At 63.9% G+C, this 18,485-nt stretch carries 17 protein-coding genes and 1 pseudogene; 13 read left to right on the plus strand and 5 right to left on the minus strand.

Features of this window, described 5'->3' with window-relative positions; translation table 11 throughout:
• The first annotated feature begins 209 nt into the window (after nt 1–209).
• A complete protein-coding gene (locus tag YU3_RS0122880) occupies nt 210–1,544 on the plus strand; it encodes a dicarboxylate/amino acid:cation symporter (protein ID WP_027168419.1) in 1,335 nt (444 codons plus the stop codon).
• A 193-nt stretch (nt 1,545–1,737) separates the two neighbouring features.
• A complete protein-coding gene (locus YU3_RS0122885) occupies nt 1,738–2,319 on the plus strand; it encodes a histidine phosphatase family protein (protein WP_027168420.1) in 582 nt (193 codons plus the stop codon).
• A 127-nt stretch (nt 2,320–2,446) separates the two neighbouring features.
• On the opposite strand, the gene YU3_RS0122890 is transcribed toward YU3_RS0122885, so the two are convergent.
• The 3 genes from YU3_RS0122890 to YU3_RS0122900 form a co-directional block, all read right to left on the minus strand.
• On the minus strand, nt 2,447–3,190 hold the full coding sequence (locus tag YU3_RS0122890) for a pseudouridine synthase (RefSeq protein ID WP_027168421.1): 744 nt from the start codon (nt 3,188–3,190) through the stop codon (nt 2,447–2,449).
• 93 nt (nt 3,191–3,283) lie between these two features.
• Entirely contained in the window at nt 3,284–3,766 is a 483-nt protein-coding gene (locus tag YU3_RS0122895; protein ID WP_051334049.1) for a hypothetical protein, read from the minus strand.
• Nucleotides 3,767–3,929: 163 nt separating this feature from the next.
• On the minus strand, nt 3,930–5,633 hold the full coding sequence (locus YU3_RS0122900; RefSeq protein WP_027168423.1) for a BTAD domain-containing putative transcriptional regulator: 1,704 nt from the start codon (nt 5,631–5,633) through the stop codon (nt 3,930–3,932).
• A gap of 133 nt (nt 5,634–5,766) precedes the next feature.
• Between YU3_RS0122900 and YU3_RS0122905 the strand changes: the two genes are divergently transcribed.
• Together YU3_RS0122905 and YU3_RS0122910 are read left to right on the plus strand one after the other, a co-directional pair.
• The gene (locus tag YU3_RS0122905; RefSeq protein WP_027168424.1) at nt 5,767–6,432 is read left to right on the plus strand and encodes a peroxiredoxin; all 666 of its coding nucleotides are present in this window, start codon (nt 5,767–5,769) and stop codon (nt 6,430–6,432) included.
• Nucleotides 6,433–6,559: 127 nt separating this feature from the next.
• A complete protein-coding gene (locus tag YU3_RS0122910) occupies nt 6,560–7,702 on the plus strand; it encodes an FAD/NAD(P)-binding oxidoreductase (protein ID WP_027168425.1) in 1,143 nt (380 codons plus the stop codon).
• Nucleotides 7,703–7,753: 51 nt separating this feature from the next.
• Here YU3_RS0122910 and YU3_RS39565 read toward each other — a convergent pair.
• A pseudogene (locus YU3_RS39565) lies at nt 7,754–8,173 on the minus strand (hypothetical protein); the annotation flags it as partial.
• Nucleotides 8,174–8,377: 204 nt separating this feature from the next.
• Between YU3_RS39565 and YU3_RS0122920 the strand changes: the two are divergent.
• Together YU3_RS0122920 and YU3_RS0122925 are read left to right on the plus strand one after the other, a co-directional pair.
• Complete coding sequence (locus tag YU3_RS0122920) at nt 8,378–8,617, plus strand: hypothetical protein (protein ID WP_027168427.1); 240 nt, start codon at nt 8,378–8,380, stop codon at nt 8,615–8,617.
• Between the two features lie 208 nt (nt 8,618–8,825).
• Nucleotides 8,826–9,845 carry an NAD-dependent epimerase gene (locus YU3_RS0122925; protein WP_027168428.1) on the plus strand — a complete coding sequence of 340 codons (1,020 nt, stop codon included), beginning with the start codon at nt 8,826–8,828 and terminating at the stop codon, nt 9,843–9,845.
• A 152-nt stretch (nt 9,846–9,997) separates the two neighbouring features.
• Here the strand turns inward: YU3_RS0122925 and YU3_RS0122930 are convergent, their stop codons facing one another.
• On the minus strand, nt 9,998–11,311 hold the full coding sequence (locus YU3_RS0122930; RefSeq protein WP_051334050.1) for an MFS transporter: 1,314 nt from the start codon (nt 11,309–11,311) through the stop codon (nt 9,998–10,000).
• Nucleotides 11,312–11,601: 290 nt separating this feature from the next.
• Between YU3_RS0122930 and cyoA the strand changes: the two genes are divergently transcribed.
• Genes cyoA through YU3_RS0122965 form a run of 7 tightly spaced genes read left to right on the plus strand, consistent with a single transcriptional unit; the run spans nt 11,602 to nt 18,473 of the window.
• The gene (gene cyoA / locus YU3_RS0122935; RefSeq protein ID WP_027168430.1) at nt 11,602–12,783 is read left to right on the plus strand and encodes a ubiquinol oxidase subunit II; all 1,182 of its coding nucleotides are present in this window, start codon (nt 11,602–11,604) and stop codon (nt 12,781–12,783) included.
• Between the two features lie 10 nt (nt 12,784–12,793).
• Nucleotides 12,794–14,791 (plus strand): cytochrome o ubiquinol oxidase subunit I, encoded by a 1,998-nt coding sequence (cyoB, locus tag YU3_RS0122940; protein ID WP_027168431.1) that lies wholly within the window; start codon nt 12,794–12,796, stop codon nt 14,789–14,791.
• A 3-nt stretch (nt 14,792–14,794) separates the two neighbouring features.
• Nucleotides 14,795–15,427, plus strand: a complete 633-nt coding sequence (gene cyoC, locus YU3_RS0122945; RefSeq protein ID WP_027168432.1) for a cytochrome o ubiquinol oxidase subunit III — start codon at nt 14,795–14,797, stop codon at nt 15,425–15,427.
• Nucleotides 15,424–15,792, plus strand: a complete 369-nt coding sequence (gene cyoD, locus YU3_RS0122950) for a cytochrome o ubiquinol oxidase subunit IV (RefSeq protein WP_027168433.1) — start codon at nt 15,424–15,426, stop codon at nt 15,790–15,792. Before cyoC ends, cyoD begins: the two co-directional genes overlap by 4 nt.
• Nucleotides 15,793–15,836: 44 nt before the next feature.
• The gene (locus YU3_RS0122955) at nt 15,837–16,601 is read left to right on the plus strand and encodes an SURF1 family protein (protein ID WP_051334055.1); all 765 of its coding nucleotides are present in this window, start codon (nt 15,837–15,839) and stop codon (nt 16,599–16,601) included.
• A complete protein-coding gene (locus tag YU3_RS0122960; RefSeq protein ID WP_027168435.1) occupies nt 16,598–17,950 on the plus strand; it encodes an ATP-binding protein in 1,353 nt (450 codons plus the stop codon). The genes YU3_RS0122955 and YU3_RS0122960 overlap by 4 nt, the downstream gene beginning before the upstream one ends.
• Nucleotides 17,940–18,473, plus strand: a complete 534-nt coding sequence (locus YU3_RS0122965) for a response regulator transcription factor (RefSeq protein ID WP_027168436.1) — start codon at nt 17,940–17,942, stop codon at nt 18,471–18,473. The genes YU3_RS0122960 and YU3_RS0122965 overlap by 11 nt, the downstream gene beginning before the upstream one ends.
• Nucleotides 18,474–18,485: the final 12 nt, after the last annotated feature.

Here is an 18,485-nt window from a genome sequence, read left to right on the forward strand (position 1 = left end):
AAATCACAATTCGATCTATGCGGATAGCCGCATCAACGCCCTCTAAGGTGCATGCGTCGAATTCCGAAAAGCCAACAAAATCAAGGAAAAGAGATTCTGGACGTCATCTGGCACGCGCGTTGCAAATGCTTCTGCAGCAGCCGCGAGGCTGTGGAGGTCAAATGCCCCGGGAGGTCGAGCTTCTCGATCGGGGCTGAACGGAGGACATCATGCAGACGGCTATCGCTGCCGCGGAACCGCGCGGCAAAATTCCCTTTTACCGGCATCTCTATGTGCAGGTCCTGGTGGCGATCGCCGCTGGCATCCTGCTTGGACATTTCTATCCCGATCTCGGCGCGTCGCTGAAACCGCTGGGCGACGCCTTCATCAAACTGGTCAAGATGGTCATCGCGCCGGTGATCTTCCTGACGGTGGCGACCGGCATCGCCGGTGTTTCCGACTTGCACAAGGTCGGCCGCGTCGCCGGCAAGGCGATGATCTATTTCCTCGTCTTCTCGACGCTGGCGCTCGTCCTCGGCCTGGTCGTGTCGAACGTCATCCAGCCCGGCGCCGGCATGCACATCAATCCGGCGACCCTAGACCCCTCGAAGGTGGCGACCTTCACCGAGAAGGCGCATGACACAAGCATTGTCGGCTTCCTGATGAACATCATCCCCGACACCATCACCGGCGCCTTCGCGCAGGGCGATATCCTGCAGGTGCTGTTCTTCTCGGTGCTGTTCGGTATCGCGCTGGCGCTTGTCGGTGATCGCGGCCGTCCGGTCGTCGATTTCCTGCAGGCGCTGACCTCGCCGGTCTTCCGCCTTGTCGCGATCCTGATGAAGGCCGCCCCGATCGGCGCTTTTGGCGCCATGGCCTTCACCGTCGGCAAATACGGCATCGGCGCGATCGCCAACCTCGCCATGCTGATCGGCACCTTCTACCTGACGTCGCTGCTCTTCGTGCTCGTCGTGCTCGGCGCTGTCGCATGGTACAACGGCTTCTCGATCCTGGCGCTGATCCGCTACATCAAGGAAGAGCTGCTCCTGGTGCTCGGCACCTCGTCGTCCGAGGCGGCACTTCCCGGCTTGATGGCCAAGATGGAGCGCGCCGGCTGCAACCGCTCGGTGGTCGGCCTGGTCATCCCGACCGGCTATTCCTTCAACCTCGACGGCACCAATATCTACATGACGCTGGCCGCGCTGTTCATCGCCCAGGCGACCGACACGCCGCTCACCTTCGGCGACCAGATCCTGCTTTTGCTCGTCGCCATGCTGAGCTCCAAGGGTGCCGCCGGCATCACCGGTGCCGGTTTCATCACCTTGGCCGCGACGCTGTCGGTGGTGCCGTCCGTGCCGGTCGCCGGCATGGCGCTGATCCTCGGCGTCGATCGCTTCATGTCGGAGTGCCGCGCGCTTACCAACTTCGTCGGCAATGCGGTCGCGACCATCGTCGTGGCACGCTGGGAAGGCGAGCTCGACCAGACCAAGTTCGCCGCCGCAATGGCCGGCCAGTTGCCGGAAGAGGCGGACCTCGCGCTGTCCGGCGGTTTGCAGCCGGCCTGAGCGATCGAAGCAATTTCGGGAACGTGCCCAACGGCAGGCCCGGAACCGTTCGGAATTGCCCAGACAAACAAAGGCATCCTCCCGATGCCGAGCAGGCCGCGGCAATCGCCGCGGCCTGTTCTTTTTGCTGGCCGCCGCATAGGGTGCGCCGTCCGGCACTCCCGCCGGTGCATTCAAGGGTGAGGGGCGGTTGATGAGCGGTGCGTTTCCCGAGGTCTACGTCGTTCGCCACGGCGAGACAGAGTGGAGCGCCTCGGGCAGGCACACCGGCCGTACCGACATCCCCCTGACCACGAAAGGCGAAGAAGCCGCGCGCGGCGTCGCCGATCGTCTCGAGGGACTGACGTTCCAGGCGGTCTGGTCGAGCCCGTCGCAGCGTGCCTTCGATACCTGCCGCCTCGCTGGTTTCGGCGAGCGCGCGCTGAAAAAGGCTGATCTGCAGGAATGGGATTATGGAGCTTACGAAGGCGTGACGACCAGGGAGATCCTGTCTAGGCGTCCCGGCTGGCAATTGTTTCGCGACGGCTGCCCGGACGGCGAGACGGCGGCCGATGTCGGCGCTCGCGCCGACGCCATCATCGCCGGGCTTCGCACGATTGCCGGCAATGTGCTCATCTTCTCCAGCTCCCATTTCCTGCGCGTGTTCGCGGCGCGCTGGATCGGCCTGCCGCCGGAAGGCGGCGAGCATTTCGTGCTCGACACCGCCAGCCTCAGCGTCCTCGGCTACGAGCACGACCTGACCGAGCCGGTCATCCGGCGGTGGAATGAGAAGTAGACTATCGGATAGCTAAGATGCCCACCTTTGGAGATTGCCGAAACGCCCATCGCTTCGTCATCCTCGGGTCTGCGCGTCCGCTTCGCTCCCGCTCCGCCCGTGGATGACGAAGTTCGGGCGCAGCCATTCAGGCAACAAGCATCGCCAGCTCCTCAGTCGTCAAATGCCGCGCCGTGCCTTTGGCAAGCTCGCCGAGCTGAAGGCCGCCGATCGCAACCCTGACCAGTCTCAGCACCTCGATGTCGAAGGCGCCGAGCAGCCTGCGGATCTGCCGGTTGCGCCCTTCGTCGAGGACGATTTCCAGCCAGGCGGTTCGCCCGCCGCTGCGTAGCAACGCGATCGAGCTTGCCGTCAGCAGTTCGCCATCCACCTCGGCGCCCTGGCCAAATCGCGCAAGCATCGCCTCGTCGGGCACGGCGGCTATCTGCACGTGATAGGTCTTGGCGATATGCGAGGCCGGGTCGAGCAGGCCGTTCGCCCAGCGTGTGTCGTTGGTCATCAGCAGCAGGCCTTCGCTTGCCTTGTCGAGCCGGCCGACCGGCGACACGAACGGCAGCTCGAACCCTTCCAGGCAATCATAGACCGTGCCGCGCCCTTCTGGATCGTCGCGGGTGGTGACCAGCCCGCGTGGCTTGTTGAGCATCAGATAGACCTTCCGCTCGGCGGCGACGCGCTCGCCGTCGACGGTGATCCGGTCGCGGTCGGGATCGATGCGCAGCAAGGCATCGCGCACCGTCTTGCCGTTTAGCTGAACGCGCCCCTCGGCGACCAGACGCTCGGCCTGCGTGCGCGAGCAGAAGCCGAGTTTGGAGAGCGCTCGGGCGAGGCTGACCTTTGGGGTTGCGGATCGTCGGTCGGGTTGGCGTGCCACTATTTTGTCTTCGAACTTCTCAAGCGCGCAACCGATGCCACGCTTGGCGAGATGAACGCAAGCGGCACCGCTACCCGGTTCCGGTCGCCAAGATCACTCCTTCGGCGCGCTCAATCGCCGGTAGGAAACGCCATCGAATGTTGCCGTCACGAAGCTCTTGACCGACATCTTGCGTTTGCGGCCATCGCTGCAGGCATAGAGCGGCCAGCCGGCATCGCTGCACTCGCTGGCCACACAGAGGCTGGCCACGCAGTTGCCTGTGGTCAGCCGAAAGCCTCCCTTGCCGACAAAGCCCTGCAGCAGGCTGCCATCCGCCGAGCGCCATGTCCGTTGCTGGAATTCAGGCCGCAGTAGCCGGGGTTCAAGCGGCGCGGCCAACCCGGCTTGGGCCGCGTGGCCCGAATACTGAAGCCGGTAGCGCGCCATGCCGGTCGTGTATGCGGTGACAAGATCGGATTGGCCCGAATAGGCCGCCGCCAGTTGGGGGCGGTCGAAGAGATGGGACACGCGCATGTCCGCCTCCGACGGCCTCGTCAGGGCAGCGATGGCGACAAGGGCCAGGCAGACGCGCAGCATCTCGATTTCCAGCAGCCATACCGATCCGGCGTGCCGGTTTGCCCCCGGCTGCGTTTGCTACAATCCCGCTAAACAGCGTCTGGTGCAAGCCACCGACAGACAAGGAAGACGCCTTTCGGGCGGAGGCCCAACGTGGAAACCAAGCGAGCCAATATCGGTCGAATCAATTGCTGGCGCTCATGCGTGCGAGGCAGCGGGCCTGGTCGCGCGGTCGCCCGAGCTCCTCGTAGCGGCCTGCCGCCTCCTCGAAGGCCGCCAGCGCGCGCATTTCCTTGTTCTGCGCCCGCCGCTGCACGCCGCGCGCCTCCCAAAGCGCCGCAGCCCAAGGGCCTCCCTGCCACATGCCGGCGATGCGTTCGGCGTCGTTCAGGCGGCGGTCGACCTGTTCCAGGTCGCCTGCTTCGGCAAGAGCGATAGCCGAGGCGGTGCGCAGCGCCATCGAGCAGGGCTGACAGGCGCCGGGGGTCAGCAGCCGGTCGCCGGCAAGGATTTCCTCCGCCACCAGCTTGGGCGTCGAGGCAGCCCGAACGGCCAATGCCTGCATGCGCATGATCAGATGCGGCGAAAGCCAGGATCGTTCCGCATCCGTCAGACCGCGCCGGATGAGCCGGCCGGCCCGCCACTTTTGGCCGCGCTCCAGCGCGATTTCGGCCAGCCGTTCGATCGCAAGCACGCGACCCGCCACGGCATCCGCCTCCTCAAGCAGTTGTTCCGCTGCAGTCAGGAAGCCCTCGGCGCCGTCTAGATCGCCTGAGAAAAGCGATGCCTCTCCGAGCAGCAGGCAAGCGAGACCGCGGCCCGCGTTCGATCCGGCCTCCTCGGCCACGGTAAGCAATTCCTGGGCAAGCCTCTCGACGTCCGCATGGCCCTTCGCACTGCACAGGCAGAATTCGGACAGGCACAGATGGCCGTCGAACACGTGCTGCGCAAAGGCGGGTTTGGCGCGGACCCATTCGATGAATTCGGACCGGAACAGTTGCGGCCACCGGGCTTGCATCATCGATGCGATGCCCAGCAGCGCGCTCGCCTCGCCCACCTCGCGCGGCAGGTCGGCGCCGAGTGCGAGGTCACGCGTGCGCCGGGCGATTTCGCTCGCCTTGTCGAATTCGCCGCTCTGCAGATGCACCAGGCCCCAGGCGAGCGATGTGCGTATCTGCTCCACCGGACTGACGGTTCCGGTACCGGACAATGCCAGGGCCTTCTCGTAGAGCTCGATGGTCGCGGCGCTCGGCCCGACGCCGAGCTCGGCATGCAGATTGTCGCGAAGCTGGTTGAATTGGCGGATCGCTTCCACGCGATTGCCGGCGTCGAGCGCTGCCTGCATCAGCGCGCATTGCGCCTGTTCGTCGGCCGGGTCGAGCGCAATCAGCCGCTGCCAGAGGCCGCCGGCGCGCAGGAGATCGCTATAGCGCTGCTGCAGCTGCGCTCGCGGGGTGTCCAGCCATTCGACGAACAGATCGTCGGGCAGGAGCCTGCCTCCGTAAAGGTCGGCGGCATGTCCGAAGGCTTCGCTGTCGCCGCCGCGCAAAATTGCCTTGGCGGCGGTCTCGAAGTTTTCGGTGTCGACCGTCAGCCCGGCATGCGGGGCGAGCGCCACGATGTCGTTGCTCACTTCGATCAGGTCGTGGGCGCCGAGCACGCGGCGTGCGAAATGGATGGCCTTGCGCAGGCTGGCGCCGGCGGCGTCGGGGTCCGCGTCCGGCCAGAAGGTCTCCATGATCTGCTCGCGGTGGGCGCGATGCGTTGGCCGCAAGGCAAGCAGCTTGACCAGCGCCGCGGCGCGGTCGCGCCGCCACTCCGCCGCCGGGATCACCCGGTCATCGACGTTGACGGCGAAACGGCCGAGCAGGTGGATCGAAACGCGCATGCATGCACCGTCCGGAAGCAGAGGCGCCGCCGCCGAAGCCATCACCGAGGGGTGGCCACTGGGGAACGCTGGCGGAACATAGATTTCCTAATTTAGCGCCGCAATCGAATTCCAACCGGAAAGGAACATAACTATGTCACTCCGTATCGCAGACATCGCTCCCGACTTCATGGCCGACACCACGGAAGGCCCGATCTCCTTCCATGAATGGCTGGGCAAGGATTGGGGCATCCTTTTCTCGCATCCCAAGGACTATACGCCGGTCTGCACGACCGAGCTCGGCTACATGGCGCGTCTGAAGCCTGAGTTCGACAAGCGCGGCGTCAAGATCATCGGGCTCTCTGTCGACCCTGTCGAGAAGCACGCCGGCTGGGCGAAGGACATCGCTGAAACGCAGGGGATGGCCCCTAACTTCCCGATGATCGGCGACCCGACGCTTGCTGTCTCCCAGCTTTACGACATGCTGCCGGCGTCGGCCGGCAACACCGCCGACGGCCGCACCGCCGCCGACAACCAGACTGTGCGCAACGTCTACGTCATCGGCCCTGACAAGAAGATCAAGCTGGTCATTTCCTATCCGATGACGACCGGCCGCAATTTCGATGAGGTGCTGCGCGTCATCGACTCACTGCAACTGACGGCCAAGCACCGCCTGGCGACGCCCGTCAACTGGAAGCCCGGCGACGACGTGATCATCGCGGGCTCGGTGTCGAACGACGAGGCCAGGCAACTCTACCCGCAGGGCTGGAAGGAACCCAAGCCCTACATCCGCATCGTGCCGCAGCCCGTGCTCACCTGACAGGGGCAAGCGGCAGGCCGCGAGGCTTGGGCGTTGGGGCATCGGCGGCGGAACCTGGCGTCCTCGCCGCCGCTTCCACAAAGATTCAACCGGCGCTCGGCGCCAGAGACAAAGCTGGGGAACTGAGATGAACACAGCAAACAAACCGCGCATCGTTGTCCTCGGGGCGGGCTTCGGCGGCCTTGAGCTCACGACGCTGCTCTCCGAAGCGATGGGTGACAGCATCGACGTGACGCTGATCGACAAGAGCGATTCCTTCATTTTCGGCTTTTCCAAGCTCGACGTCATGTTTGGCCTGAAGCAGCCGGAGGCGGTTCGCCTGCCCTATGCCAGCTTCGCAAAACCCGGCGTGCGCATGTTGAAGCGCACCATCACGGCGATCGATCCGCAAAGTCGGCGCGTCGTCACCGATGACGGCGTGTTCGAGGCCGACCACCTGATCGTGGCGCTTGGCGCCGAATATGATTTCGACGCAACACCGGGGCTTTCCGGAACCAACGAGTTCTATTCGGTACCCGGTGCGGAGCGGCTGCGCGACGTGCTGCCCGGCTTCAGGAAGGGCAGGGCGGTGGTGGGTGTTTGCGGCGCGCCCTACAAATGTCCACCGGCGCCAAGCGAATGCGTGCTGATGCTGCATGACTATCTGGTGCGGCAAGGCGTGCGCGAGGCCTGCGAGATATCGCTGGTGCTGCCATTGGCCACCCCGGTGCCGCCTTCGCCCGACACCTCGCGCGCCTTACTCGCGGCTTTCGCCGAGCGCGGCATCGAATTCATCCCGGGCCGCCGCGTCGCCTCCGTCGACAATACGCGGAACGTGGCCGTCCTCGATGACGGCTCGGAAATGCCTTTCGAGCTCTTCCTTGGCGTGCCCAAGCACCAGGTGCCGCCGGTCGTGCTCGAGAGCGGCATGTCCGAAAACGGCTGGATCCCGGTCAACCCGCGCACGCTCGAAACGAAACACGAGAATGTCTACGCTGTTGGCGACGGCGCTAACACCGGCACACCCAAGGCTGGCGTCTTCGCCGAGGGCGCCGCACGGGCGGTGGCCAGCGCCATCGTCGCAAAGCTGCGCCGGAGAGGCAGTGGCACCCTCTATGATGGCTTCGGCACCTGCTACATCGAGTTCGGCGGCGGGCGCATCGGCAAGGTCGAAGTCGACTTCTTCTCAGGTCCCTCGCCGACCGGCAACTACTATGAGCCTTCGGTCACGCTTCGTGCCGACAAGGAGATGTTCGGCGCCAGCAGGAGGTCGCGCTGGTTCGGCCTCTGACGACGGGGGCGTTGGCATTGTTCCCGGCCTTTCAGCCGTTGGCAGCCGGCGCAGCTCGAACAGAGTGGCGCCGTTCTCCCGCCCCCGGTCGATATAGCCGATCACGCGGAACCATTTCGTGACTTCGGGCCTGTCCAGCCAGCTGCGCGAATGGATGGGAAGGTTGCCGGCAAGCGCCTGGACATGGCGGATGTGCCGCTTGCAGAAGCGGACCGTCGAGGCGTTGAAGAAATCCTCCCGTGCGGCAAACAGCGTATCGGCGGCATCGGCGTGCTCATGCCAGGCGATGATCGCGACGGTCCTGTCGCCCTCAACGAGCGCATGCGCCCGGCCTTCCTTCAGATTCATCATCAGGTTGTCATAGGCGCTTTTGCTGTCCTTGCCTGCCGCCACATATTCGTCCGACATTCGCTTGGACAGGCCGCGGAAAACGTCTTCCAAATCTCCGACCGTCGCCGCGCGTGCTCTCATTTCTCCTCCTGACAGCCCGCTAGCAGTTTGCCCCAACAAAGGGGGATGACCAAGAAAAACAAATCCCCAATCGGGCTTTGCACGCAATCATGTTCCGTAGGGGCGGGTTCGATCCCATGCCAGGGTCATATATAAGCGTTGGCTTGAGATCGAACTTCCGCTGTCGGATACTGGCGGCCCTTCCGGGCCTGCTCGAGCGCGCTTGTGCATTCGGCGAGCCTGCTCAACGCCTTGTTCGATCTGACGCCAGCCGAGGCGCGGCTGGCGGCCGATCTTGCCGCCGGCCTGACCCTGTCGGAAACGGCCGCCCCGGGTGGCATCACGGTCAAGTCCGCCCGCACCTATCTGGAGCGCGTCTTCCAGAAAACCGGCACCCACCAGCAGAGCCAGTTGGTCGCCATGTTGAAGACGCTGCAGCCGCTGGTTCCGGCTCCGGTGCAATGATCGAGCGGCTGCGTCGCACGGCGGGAGAAAGCCTATCGTTGAATTCATCGTCGGCCTGCCATAAAAGGCGCAAGTTTACGACGCTCGAAGGAAGTCCAGACGTGCCCGAATCTGTAGCCACGATAGGCCTGGGCTGCGTTGGTCCGCGAGCTGTTGTCGGCGAGCAATCGATCGGTGAATGGTCTGGCTGCAGCGTTAGGGGCATGCATTGACGTCAAGCAGGCCGATTCTGGTCACCGGCGCAGCCGGCTTCATAGGTTTTCACCTCTGCCATAGGCTGCTTGCCGAAGGCCGGCAGGTTGTCGGCCTCGATTCCATGAACGAGTATTACGACATCGCCCTGAAGCGGGCGCGGCTCGAGCGGCTGAAGGCGTTCCCAAACTTTCGCTTCGAGCATGCCGATCTCGCAGATAGCGATGGCATCTCGGGGATCTTTGCGTCGGCCGCGCCGGAGATCGTCGTCAATCTCGCCGCCCAGGCGGGCGTCCGCTATTCGCTGATCAATCCTCACGTCTATGCGCAAAGCAATCTCAACGGCTTCCTCAACATCCTGGAAGGATGCCGGCAGGCCTCGGTCGGCCATCTCGTCTATGCATCGTCGAGCTCGATCTATGGCGGCAGCACGCGCATGCCGTTCTCCGTGCATGATTCTGCCGACCATCCCCTCAGCCTCTATGCCGCCAGCAAGAAGGCAAACGAGCTGATGGCCCACACCTACAGCCATCTGTTCGGGCTGCCGACGACGGGCCTGCGCTTCTTCACCGTCTACGGTCCGTGGGGGCGGCCCGACATGGCTCTGTTCATCTTCACCAAGGCCATCCTCGCCGGCCAGCCGATCGACGTTTTCAACCATGGCAACATGCAGCGGGATTTCACCTACATCGACGACATCGTCGAGGGGGTGGTCCGCGTCATGCAGCATCCCGCGACGCCCAACCCCGATTGGACAAACGCTGCGCCGGATCCTGCGACAAGCAATGCGCCATTCAGGATCCACAACATCGGCGACAGTTCACCGGTCGAGCTGAACCGGCTGATCGACGTGCTGGAAGACGCGCTTGGGCGCAAGGCAATCCGCAACATGATGCCGCTCCAACCGGGCGACGTACCGGCAACCTTCGCCGACGTGACCTCGCTCGAAGAGGTGATCGGGTTCAAACCCAGGATCCCGGTCGAGATCGGCGTTCCACGCTTCGTGGAATGGTATCGCGACTTCTATCAGATCTGACTGGATAGCCGCGGCGACAACGCGCCAGAGCAATTCCGGGGACAGGTCTAAAGCGCGTCGCGTTGAAACGGATTCAATCGACGCGCTTTAAGTCTTTGTTTTTGATGCATGTCGATCCCCCAAAACCGCAGCGCACTTTTGGGCGACATGCATTAGCGGTCGGTCGTGGCGGACTGCCTGTCGATCCACAGCGCGATCAGCGTGCAGGCGGCGCCCGAAAGCAGATAGGCGCCGGCGGCGATGAGGCCGAAATTGCCGGCCAGAAGCAGCGCGGCGAGCGGCGCGAAGCCGGCGCCGAACATCCAGGCGAGGTCCGAGGTCACCGCCGAGCCGGTATAGCGATGCTGGCGCGAGAAGCTCGTCGCGACGACGCCCGAGGATTGCCCGAAGCTCAGGCCGAGCAGGATGAAGCCCAGCACCATGAACACCGTCTCGCCAACGGTGCCGCCGTTGAGAAGCTGCGGGGCAAAGCCGCTGAATGCGGCGATGGCGACGGCGCCGCCGCCGAGCAGGGCGCGACGCCCGACGCGGTCGGCCAGCGGACCCGAAGCGACGATTGCCGCGATGCCGAACAGCGCGCTCACCGCTTCGATCACCAGGAAGCGCTCCGGACCCTCATTGGTGAACAGGAACACCCAGGACAGCGGAAACACCGTCACCATATGGAACAGCGCGAAGCTCGCCAGCGGCGCGAAGGCGCCGACGACGACTTTGCGGCCTTCCGTCCGGATCATTTCCCTGATGCGCGTCGGCTGCAGGTCGCCGCTCTCGTAGAGTTTCGAGAATTCGGGCGTGACGACGATGCGCAGCCTGGCAAACAGCGCCACGACATTGATGGCGAAGGCGACGAAGAAAGGATAGCGCCAGCCCCAGGCGAAGAAGTCGTCGGCCGAGAGATTGGCGACGAAGAAGGCAAACAGCGAGCTTGCCACGATGAGCCCGATCGGCGCGCCGAGTTGCGGGATCATCGCATAGATGCCGCGCCGGTTGTGCGGCGCGTTCAGCGCCAGAAGAGAAGGTAGTCCGTCCCATGTTCCGCCGAGCGCCAGCCCCTGCAGGAAGCGGGTAAGCGCCAGCAGCCAGGCAGCGACTGCGCCGACATCCTCATAGGAGGGTAGGAACGCCATGGCGACGGTCGAGGTGCCGAGCAGGAACAGCGCGATCGTCAGCTTTGCGCCGCGGCCATAGGCGCGGTCGACCGCCATGAACAGCACGGTGCCGAACGGGCGCGCGATGAAGGCCAGCGCGAAGATCGCGAAGGAATAGAGCGTTCCGACCAGCGGATCGTGCGTTGGAAACACAAGCCTGGGAAACACGATCACGGAAGCGATCGCATAGACGAAGAAATCGAAGAATTCCGACGTCCTGCCGATAATCACCCCGACCGCGATATCGCCCGCGCTGACCTGGCCGTGATGCGAGCCGATCAGCCCGCTGTCAGTTTTGGAAGTCGAAGTTTCAGCCATCGTTTCCGTCGCCACCAAGCTGAGTTCGGAACGCGATTGTCGTCGTTCCGATGCGATTATTGTCGTCATCCAGATGCGATTATTGTTGTCATCCAAGTACGACTATTGTCGTCATCCAGATGCGACGTTGTCGTCATCCCATTATGCGTGCACACTTTCGCGAAAGCCATACCAACTGGGCATTGGACAAATTGTCCAATGTCGTCGCCGAGCCCGCGGCAGTAGCCGTTGGTCCATATCGCATCGCAACCTGCAAAGACCTGCTGCAGGGCCATCGAGGGCAGCGTTTGATGAAACGATCCGGAGCCTTGCTTCTTTTTCCGCTGGCCGTGTTGCTGAGCGGCTGCGATCTGGTCGTGCTGGCGCCCGCGGGCGACGTCGCGGTGCAGCAGCGCGACCTGCTCGTCGTTTCGACCCTGCTGATGCTGCTCATCATCGTGCCCGTCATGGCGCTGACCGTGCTGTTTGCCTGGCGCTACCGGCAATCCAGCACCACGGCGACCTACGCGCCCGACTGGGATCATTCGACCAAGCTGGAACTGGTGATCTGGGCGGCGCCCCTGCTTGTCATCATATGCCTGGGCGCCCTGACCTGGCTTGGCACGCACCTGCTCGACCCATACCGCAGGATCGACCGGATCGAGCCCGGCCAGCCCGTCACTCAGTTGCACAAGCCGCTCAGGGTCCAGGTCGTCGCATTAGACTGGAAATGGCTCTTCATTTATCCGGATTACGGCATCGCCTCCGTCAACGAGCTGGCGGCGCCGGTCAACCAGCCGATCGATTTCCGCATCACCTCGTCGACGGTGATGAACTCCTTCTACATTCCCGCCCTTGCCGGGCAGATTTACGCCATGCCCGCCATGGAGACGAAGCTGCACGCCGTCATCAACCGCCCGGGCACCTATACCGGTTTCTCGGCCAATTACAGCGGCGCCGGCTTTTCCGGCATGCGCTTTGCTTTCCACGGCTTCTCCGACCAGGCCTTCGACCAGTGGGTGGCGCAGATCAAAGGCGCGCAGGCCACGCTTAGCCGCGACAGCTATCTCCAACTCGAACGTCCGAGTGAGAACGAGCCGGTCCGACACTTTGCCTCCGTCGATCCCGACCTCTATGGCGCCATTCTCAATTTGTGCGTCGAGCGCGGCAAGATGTGCATGAACGAGATGATGTCGATCGACGCCAGGGGAGGCCTTGGGCTCGCCGGCGTCCGCAACACCCTGCCGTTGCAATATGACAAGCTTGCCCGGCGCGGCGCGGTGTTCGGCAACGATCCGTCCTATGTCGCGAGCATCTGCACTGCGGAAGAAGCGGCTGCCGCCTCGCGCGCGGCCAGCGATGCCGACGCGAAATATTGGCCGGCGCGCGATCTTTCCCCGCTGCGCGGGGCGGGGCTGCTCGGTCCCGGGACAGGCAGCCGCCGCGCCGACGCCGAGACGCCGTCGCTCGGCCTGCTGCGCTTCGAATTGTGAGGGATGGCGGATGCCTGAGACGCTGACCAAATTCATCTTCGGCCGCCTCACCCTGGAGTCGCTGCCGCTGCACGAGCCGATCGTCGTCGGCACCTTCATCGTGGTGGCGCTCGGCGGCCTCGCGGTTCTCGGCGCCATCACCTATTTCCGGCTCTGGACCTATCTGTGGCGCGAGTGGTTCACCAGCGTCGACCACAAGAAGATCGGCGTCATGTACATGGCGCTCGGCCTCGTCATGCTGCTGCGCGGCTTCTCCGACGCCATCATGATGCGCCTGCAGCAGGCCATCGCCTTCAACGGTTCCGAGGGCTATCTCAACGCCCATCACTACGACCAGATCTTCACCGCCCATGGCGTGATCATGATCTTCTTCGTGGCGATGCCCTTCGTCACCGGGCTGATGAACTTCGTGGTGCCCCTGCAGATCGGGGCGCGCGACGTCTCTTTCCCCTTCCTCAACAATTTCAGCTTCTGGATGACGGTCGGCGGCGCCATCCTGGTCATGGCCTCGCTGTTCGTCGGCGAATTCGCCCGCACAGGCTGGCTGGCCTATCCGCCGCTCTCGGGTATCGGCTACAGTCCCGATGTCGGCGTCGATTACTACATATGGGCGCTGCAGGTTGCCGGCGTCGGCACGACGCTATCCGGCATCAATCTGATATGCACCATCATCAAGATGCGCGCGCCCGGCATGACGATGATGCGCATGCCCGTCTTCACCTGGACATCGCTCTGCACCAACGTGCTGATCGTGGCGTCCTTCCCGGTGCTTACGGCGGTGCTGACGCTGCTGGCGCTCGACCGCTATGTCGGCACCAACTTCTTCACCAACGACTTCGGCGGCAACCCGATGATGTATGTGAACCTCATCTGGATATGGGGTCATCCGGAGGTCTACATCCTCATCCTGCCGCTGTTCGGCGTCTTCTCCGAGGTCACCTCGACCTTCTCCGGTAAGCGCCTGTTCGGCTACACCTCGATGGTCTACGCCACGATAGTCATCACCATCCTGTCCTATCTGGTCTGGCTGCACCACTTCTTCACCATGGGCTCCGGCGCCAGCGTCAATTCCTTCTTCGGCATCACCACGATGATCATCTCGATCCCGACCGGGGCAAAGATGTTCAACTGGCTTTTCACCATGTATCGCGGCCGCATCCGCTTCGAACTGCCGATGATGTGGACGGTGGCCTTCATGCTCACCTTCGTCGTCGGCGGCATGACCGGCGTGCTGCTTGCCGTGCCGCCGGCCGACTTCGTGCTGCACAACAGCCTGTTCCTGATCGCGCACTTCCACAACGTCATCATCGGTGGCGTGCTCTTCGGCCTGTTCGCCGGCATTGCCTACTGGTGGCCCAAGGCCTTCGGCTTCAAGCTTGATCCGTTCTGGGGCAAGGTCTCGTTCTGGTGCTGGGTGGTCGGCTTCTGGTTCGCCTTCATGCCGCTCTATATCCTCGGCCTGATGGGCGTGACGCGCCGCATGCGCGTCTTCGACGATCCGTCGCTGCAGATCTGGTTCGTGATCGCCGCTTTTGGCGCGGTGCTGATCGCCTGCGGCATCGCCGCCTTCCTGGTGCAGATCTTCGTCTCCATCCGCAAGCGCGCTGAACTGGTCGACGTCACCGGCGACCCTTGGGACGGGCGCACGCTCGAATGGTCGACCTCCTCGCCGCCGCCGGCCTACAACTTCGCCTTCACCCCCGTCATCCGCGACAATGACGCCTGGTGGGATATGAAGAAGGCCGGCTACCGGCGCCCGCTCTCCGGATTCAAGCCGATCCATATGCCGAGCAACACCGGCACGGGCGTGATCCTTGCCGCCTTCAGCGTCGCGCTCGGCTTCGGCCTGATCTGGTACATGTGGTGGCTGGCGGCGCTGAGCTTCGTCTGCCTCATCGCAACCGCGATCGGCCACACCTTCAACTATCACCGCGACTTCGACATCCCGGCTGCCGAGGTCGCGCAAACGGAAGAGACGAGGACGACGCTCCTCGCCGCGCAGGGCTAGGGTTTGAGCATGGCATCGACGGCAACCACGGCCGGCGCCGAACCGGTCTTCCACCTGGAAGAGGAGCATGCGCACGCCGAGGGCGGCAGCACCATGCTCGGCTTCTGGCTTTATCTGATGAGCGACTGCCTGGTTTTCGCCATGCTGTTCGCCGCCTATGGCGTGCTTGGCGGCAACTACGCGGCGGGTCCGGCGCCGAAGGACCTGTTTGACCTTGGCCTTGTGGCGGTCAACACCACCCTGCTGCTCCTATCCTCGATCACCTATGGCTTCGCCATGCTGACCATGGACAAGGGCCGCGTCGCGGCGACGCAGGCCTGGCTGGCCGTGACCATGCTGTTCGGCCTCGGGTTCCTGTCCATCGAGCTCAACGAATTCGCGCACATGATCCGTGAGGGCGCGACGCCGCAGCGCAGCGCCTTCCTGTCGTCCTTCTTCACGCTGGTAGGCACGCACGGCCTGCACGTCACCTTCGGCATCGTCTGGATGGTGACGCTGATGATGCAGGTCGCGAGATACGGCCTCGTCGAGGCCAACCGCCGCCGGCTGATGTGCCTCTCAATGTTCTGGCACTTCCTCGACGTCGTCTGGATCGGCGTCTTCACCTTCGTCTATCTGATGGGAATGCTGCGATGAGCGCTCATGATCATGCCGGTCACGGCCATGGCGGCGCCCCGCACGGGTCGCTGAAGGGCTACCTGATCGGCTTCGTCCTGTCGGTGATCCTCACCGCCATTCCGTTCTGGATGGTCATGACCGGCGCCATCGACAACAAGCAGGCAACGGCCGTCATCGTCATGGCCTTCGCGGCTGTGCAGATCGTGGTGCACATGGTCTTCTTCCTGCACATGAACCCCGCCTCGGAGGGCGGATGGTCGATGCTGGCGCTGATCTTCACTGTGATCCTCGTGGTCATCGTGTTGAGCGGCTCGCTCTGGGTGATGTACCACCTCAACGCCAACATGATGCCCGGACTGCACGAGATGCGGGAGATGCCATGAGCCCTGTGTCGGGCGTGGGGAGGGCCGAATTCGAGGCAAAGGACATGATCGGCCTGGCAGATATTGGCTCTCACGCCGCGCCGTCGACAGGCGCCGCGTCGCGATTGTTCCTTGCGCTGCTGGGGCTTCTCGGCGTTCTTGTGTTTGTCGGGCTCGGCGTCTGGCAGCTGGAGAGGCGGGTGTGGAAACTCGACCTGATCGCCCGCGTCGACCAGCGCATCCACTGTCCGGTTGTCGATGCGCCTGGTCCCCGGAGCTGGAGCGGCTTGAGCGCGGCTGACTACGAATATCGCCATGTGCGCCTGTCCGGGCGCTTCCTCAGCGGCGCAAACACGCTGGTGCGGGCTGTGACCGGGCTTGGCGGTGGCTATTGGGTTCTGACGCCGATGCGCACCGACATCGGTTTCGTGGCCCTCGTCAATCGCGGCTTCGTCCCTCAGGAGCGCAAGGCGGAGTTCGAGCGGGAGAGCGGCGGTTCCACGTCGCCGGCAGTGATTGACGGCCTGTTGCGCATCAGCGAGCCCGGCGGCGGTTTCCTGCGCAGCAACGATCCGGCGGCCAATCGCTGGTATTCGCGAGACGTCGACGCCATCGCAAAGGCGCGCGGCCTGACCGGTATCGCGCCCTATTTCGTCGATGCAGATGCCTCCGGCGCGGCTGGCTGGCCGCGCGGCGGGCTCACCGTCGTCCACTTCCGCAATAGCCATCTTGTCTATGCTTTGACGTGGTTTGCCCTGGCACTGATGCTGGCAATCGCTCTCGCCGCGCCATTCTTCGCCGGCCGCCGGCAGCGGAGCGTGGCAAGATGAACATTCCGATCTCGCGGCTTCGTCACCACAAGTTGTTCCTGGCGGCTTCCCTTGCCGGCCAGGGAGGCGTCGCGTCGAATTCCGACGTGACGAACAGGAAGAACCTGCTCCTGCTCATCCAGCTGCGCTGGCTCGCGGTGGCGGGGCAGGTGCTGACCATCCTGGCGACGCAATACTGGTTCGCCATCCCGCTGCCCCTGGCCGAGATGGCCGGTGTGGTGCTTTTCCTTGTCGGGCTGAACATCTTCAGCCTGCTGGCCTTGCGCGGCAGTCGCCGCATCTCCAACGCGCAGCTCTTCGTCGCGCTGATCTTCGACATGGCGGCGCTGACCACACAGCTTTACCTGAGCGGCGGCGCCTCGAACCCGTTCGTGTCGCTCTATCTCCTGCAGATCACGCTCGGCGCCGCGCTGCTGGCGTCATGGTCCACCTGGGTCCTGGTCCTGGCTGCCTCGGCCTGCTTCGTCTTCCTCATCTTCGTTTTCCAGCCTATCGCCATCCCCCATCATGGCGGCAGCGACCTCCTCGCCTTGCATCTGCGTGGCATGTTCATCTGCTTCGTGCTGGCGGCCGGCCTGATCGTGATCTTCATGACGCGCATCAACCGCAACCTGCGCGAACGCGACGCCTACCTCGCCGACCTGCGTCAGCGTTCGGCCGAGGAGGACCATATCGTGCGCATGGGCCTGCTGGCCTCAGGTGCCGCGCATGAACTGGGCACGCCGCTCGCGACCATTTCGGTCATCCTGTCCGACTGGCGCCAGATGCGCGGCGTCAAGCGCAACCGCGAACTTTCCGAGGACGTGGCTGAAATGCAGGCGCAGATCGGGCGCTGCAAGAGCATCGTGACAGGCATCCTCATGTCGTCAGGGCAGGCGCGGGGCGAGGGCACGATCCGCACCACGATCCGCCACTTCCTCGACGATCTCGTCCAGGAGTGGCGCATCAGCCGCCAGCCCTTCATGCTGGACTACAGCAACGGTTTCGAGCCGGACGAGCAGATCGTATCCGACACCGCCCTGAAGCAAGTGATCTTCAATGTGCTCGACAATGCGCAGGAAGCATCGCACGATTGGGTCGGCATCACTGCCGAGCGGCAGGATGAGAAGCTGGTGTTCTCCGTCAAGGATCGCGGACCGGGTTTCGACAAGGATATTCTGGCCGCGCTCGGCCAGCCCTATATGTCGAGCAAGGGACGCCCGGGCGGCGGTCTGGGCCTCTTCCTGGTGTTCAATGTGGTGCGCAAGCTCGGCGGCGACATTTCGGCGCGCAACATGGCCGAGGGCGCCTGCGTTACCCTTTCGCTGCCGCTGGCGGCGCTGACCGATGGAGGCGATCGTGAAGCCTGATCGATCCTTGTTCGTCGTCGAGGACGACGCGACTTTCGCTCGCACGCTCAAACGGTCCTTTGAGAAGCGCGACTACGACGTCGTGGTCTGCCACGACCGCGAGGCGCTGCTCGTCGCGCTGGAAACGGCCGTTCCGGCCTACGCCGTCGTCGATCTCAAGCTCGGAGCGGGATCGGGGCTCGAATGCGTCAAGCTTCTGGGCGCCCGCAACCCGTCGATGCGGATCGTCGTGCTGACGGGATTTGCCAGCATCGCCACGGCGGTCGAGGCGATCAAGCTCGGCGCGTGCCACTATCTGGCCAAGCCCGCCAACACCGATGACATCGAAGCCGCCTTCGGCCGCGCCGAGGGCGACGTTTCGGTGCCGCTCACCAGCCGCCCCACCTCGATCAAGAACCTCGAATGGGAGCGCATCCACGAAACGCTGGTCGAGACCGGCTTCAACATCTCCGAAACCGCGCGCCGGCTCGGCCTGCACCGGCGCACGCTCGCCCGCAAGCTCGAGAAGCGCGTCGTGCAATAGCGAATTCCGGTA

Origin of the sequence: Mesorhizobium sp. WSM3224, from assembly GCF_000427725.1 — a bacterium.
Taxonomy (GTDB): Bacteria; Pseudomonadota; Alphaproteobacteria; order Rhizobiales; family Rhizobiaceae; genus Mesorhizobium.

Bases quoted from the DNA above. Each gene is read 5' to 3' on its own strand.
- YU3_RS0122880 (WP_027168419.1), top strand. From the start codon at position 210: ATGCAGACGGCTATCGCTGCCGCGGAACCGCGCGGCAAAATTCCCTTT.
- YU3_RS0122885 (WP_027168420.1), top strand. From the start codon at position 1,738: ATGAGCGGTGCGTTTCCCGAGGTCTACGTCGTTCGCCACGGCGAGACA.
- YU3_RS0122895 (WP_051334049.1), bottom strand. From the start codon at position 3,766: ATGCTGCGCGTCTGCCTGGCCCTTGTCGCCATCGCTGCCCTGACGAGG.
- YU3_RS0122900 (WP_027168423.1), bottom strand. From the start codon at position 5,633: ATGCGCGTTTCGATCCACCTGCTCGGCCGTTTCGCCGTCAACGTCGAT.
- YU3_RS0122905 (WP_027168424.1), top strand. From the start codon at position 5,767: ATGTCACTCCGTATCGCAGACATCGCTCCCGACTTCATGGCCGACACC.
- YU3_RS0122910 (WP_027168425.1), top strand. From the start codon at position 6,560: ATGAACACAGCAAACAAACCGCGCATCGTTGTCCTCGGGGCGGGCTTC.
- YU3_RS0122930 (WP_051334050.1), bottom strand. From the start codon at position 11,311: ATGGCTGAAACTTCGACTTCCAAAACTGACAGCGGGCTGATCGGCTCG.
- cyoA (WP_027168430.1), top strand. From the start codon at position 11,602: ATGAAACGATCCGGAGCCTTGCTTCTTTTTCCGCTGGCCGTGTTGCTG.
- cyoB (WP_027168431.1), top strand. From the start codon at position 12,794: ATGCCTGAGACGCTGACCAAATTCATCTTCGGCCGCCTCACCCTGGAG.
- cyoD (WP_027168433.1), top strand. From the start codon at position 15,424: ATGAGCGCTCATGATCATGCCGGTCACGGCCATGGCGGCGCCCCGCAC.
- YU3_RS0122955 (WP_051334055.1), top strand. From the start codon at position 15,837: ATGATCGGCCTGGCAGATATTGGCTCTCACGCCGCGCCGTCGACAGGC.
- YU3_RS0122960 (WP_027168435.1), top strand. From the start codon at position 16,598: ATGAACATTCCGATCTCGCGGCTTCGTCACCACAAGTTGTTCCTGGCG.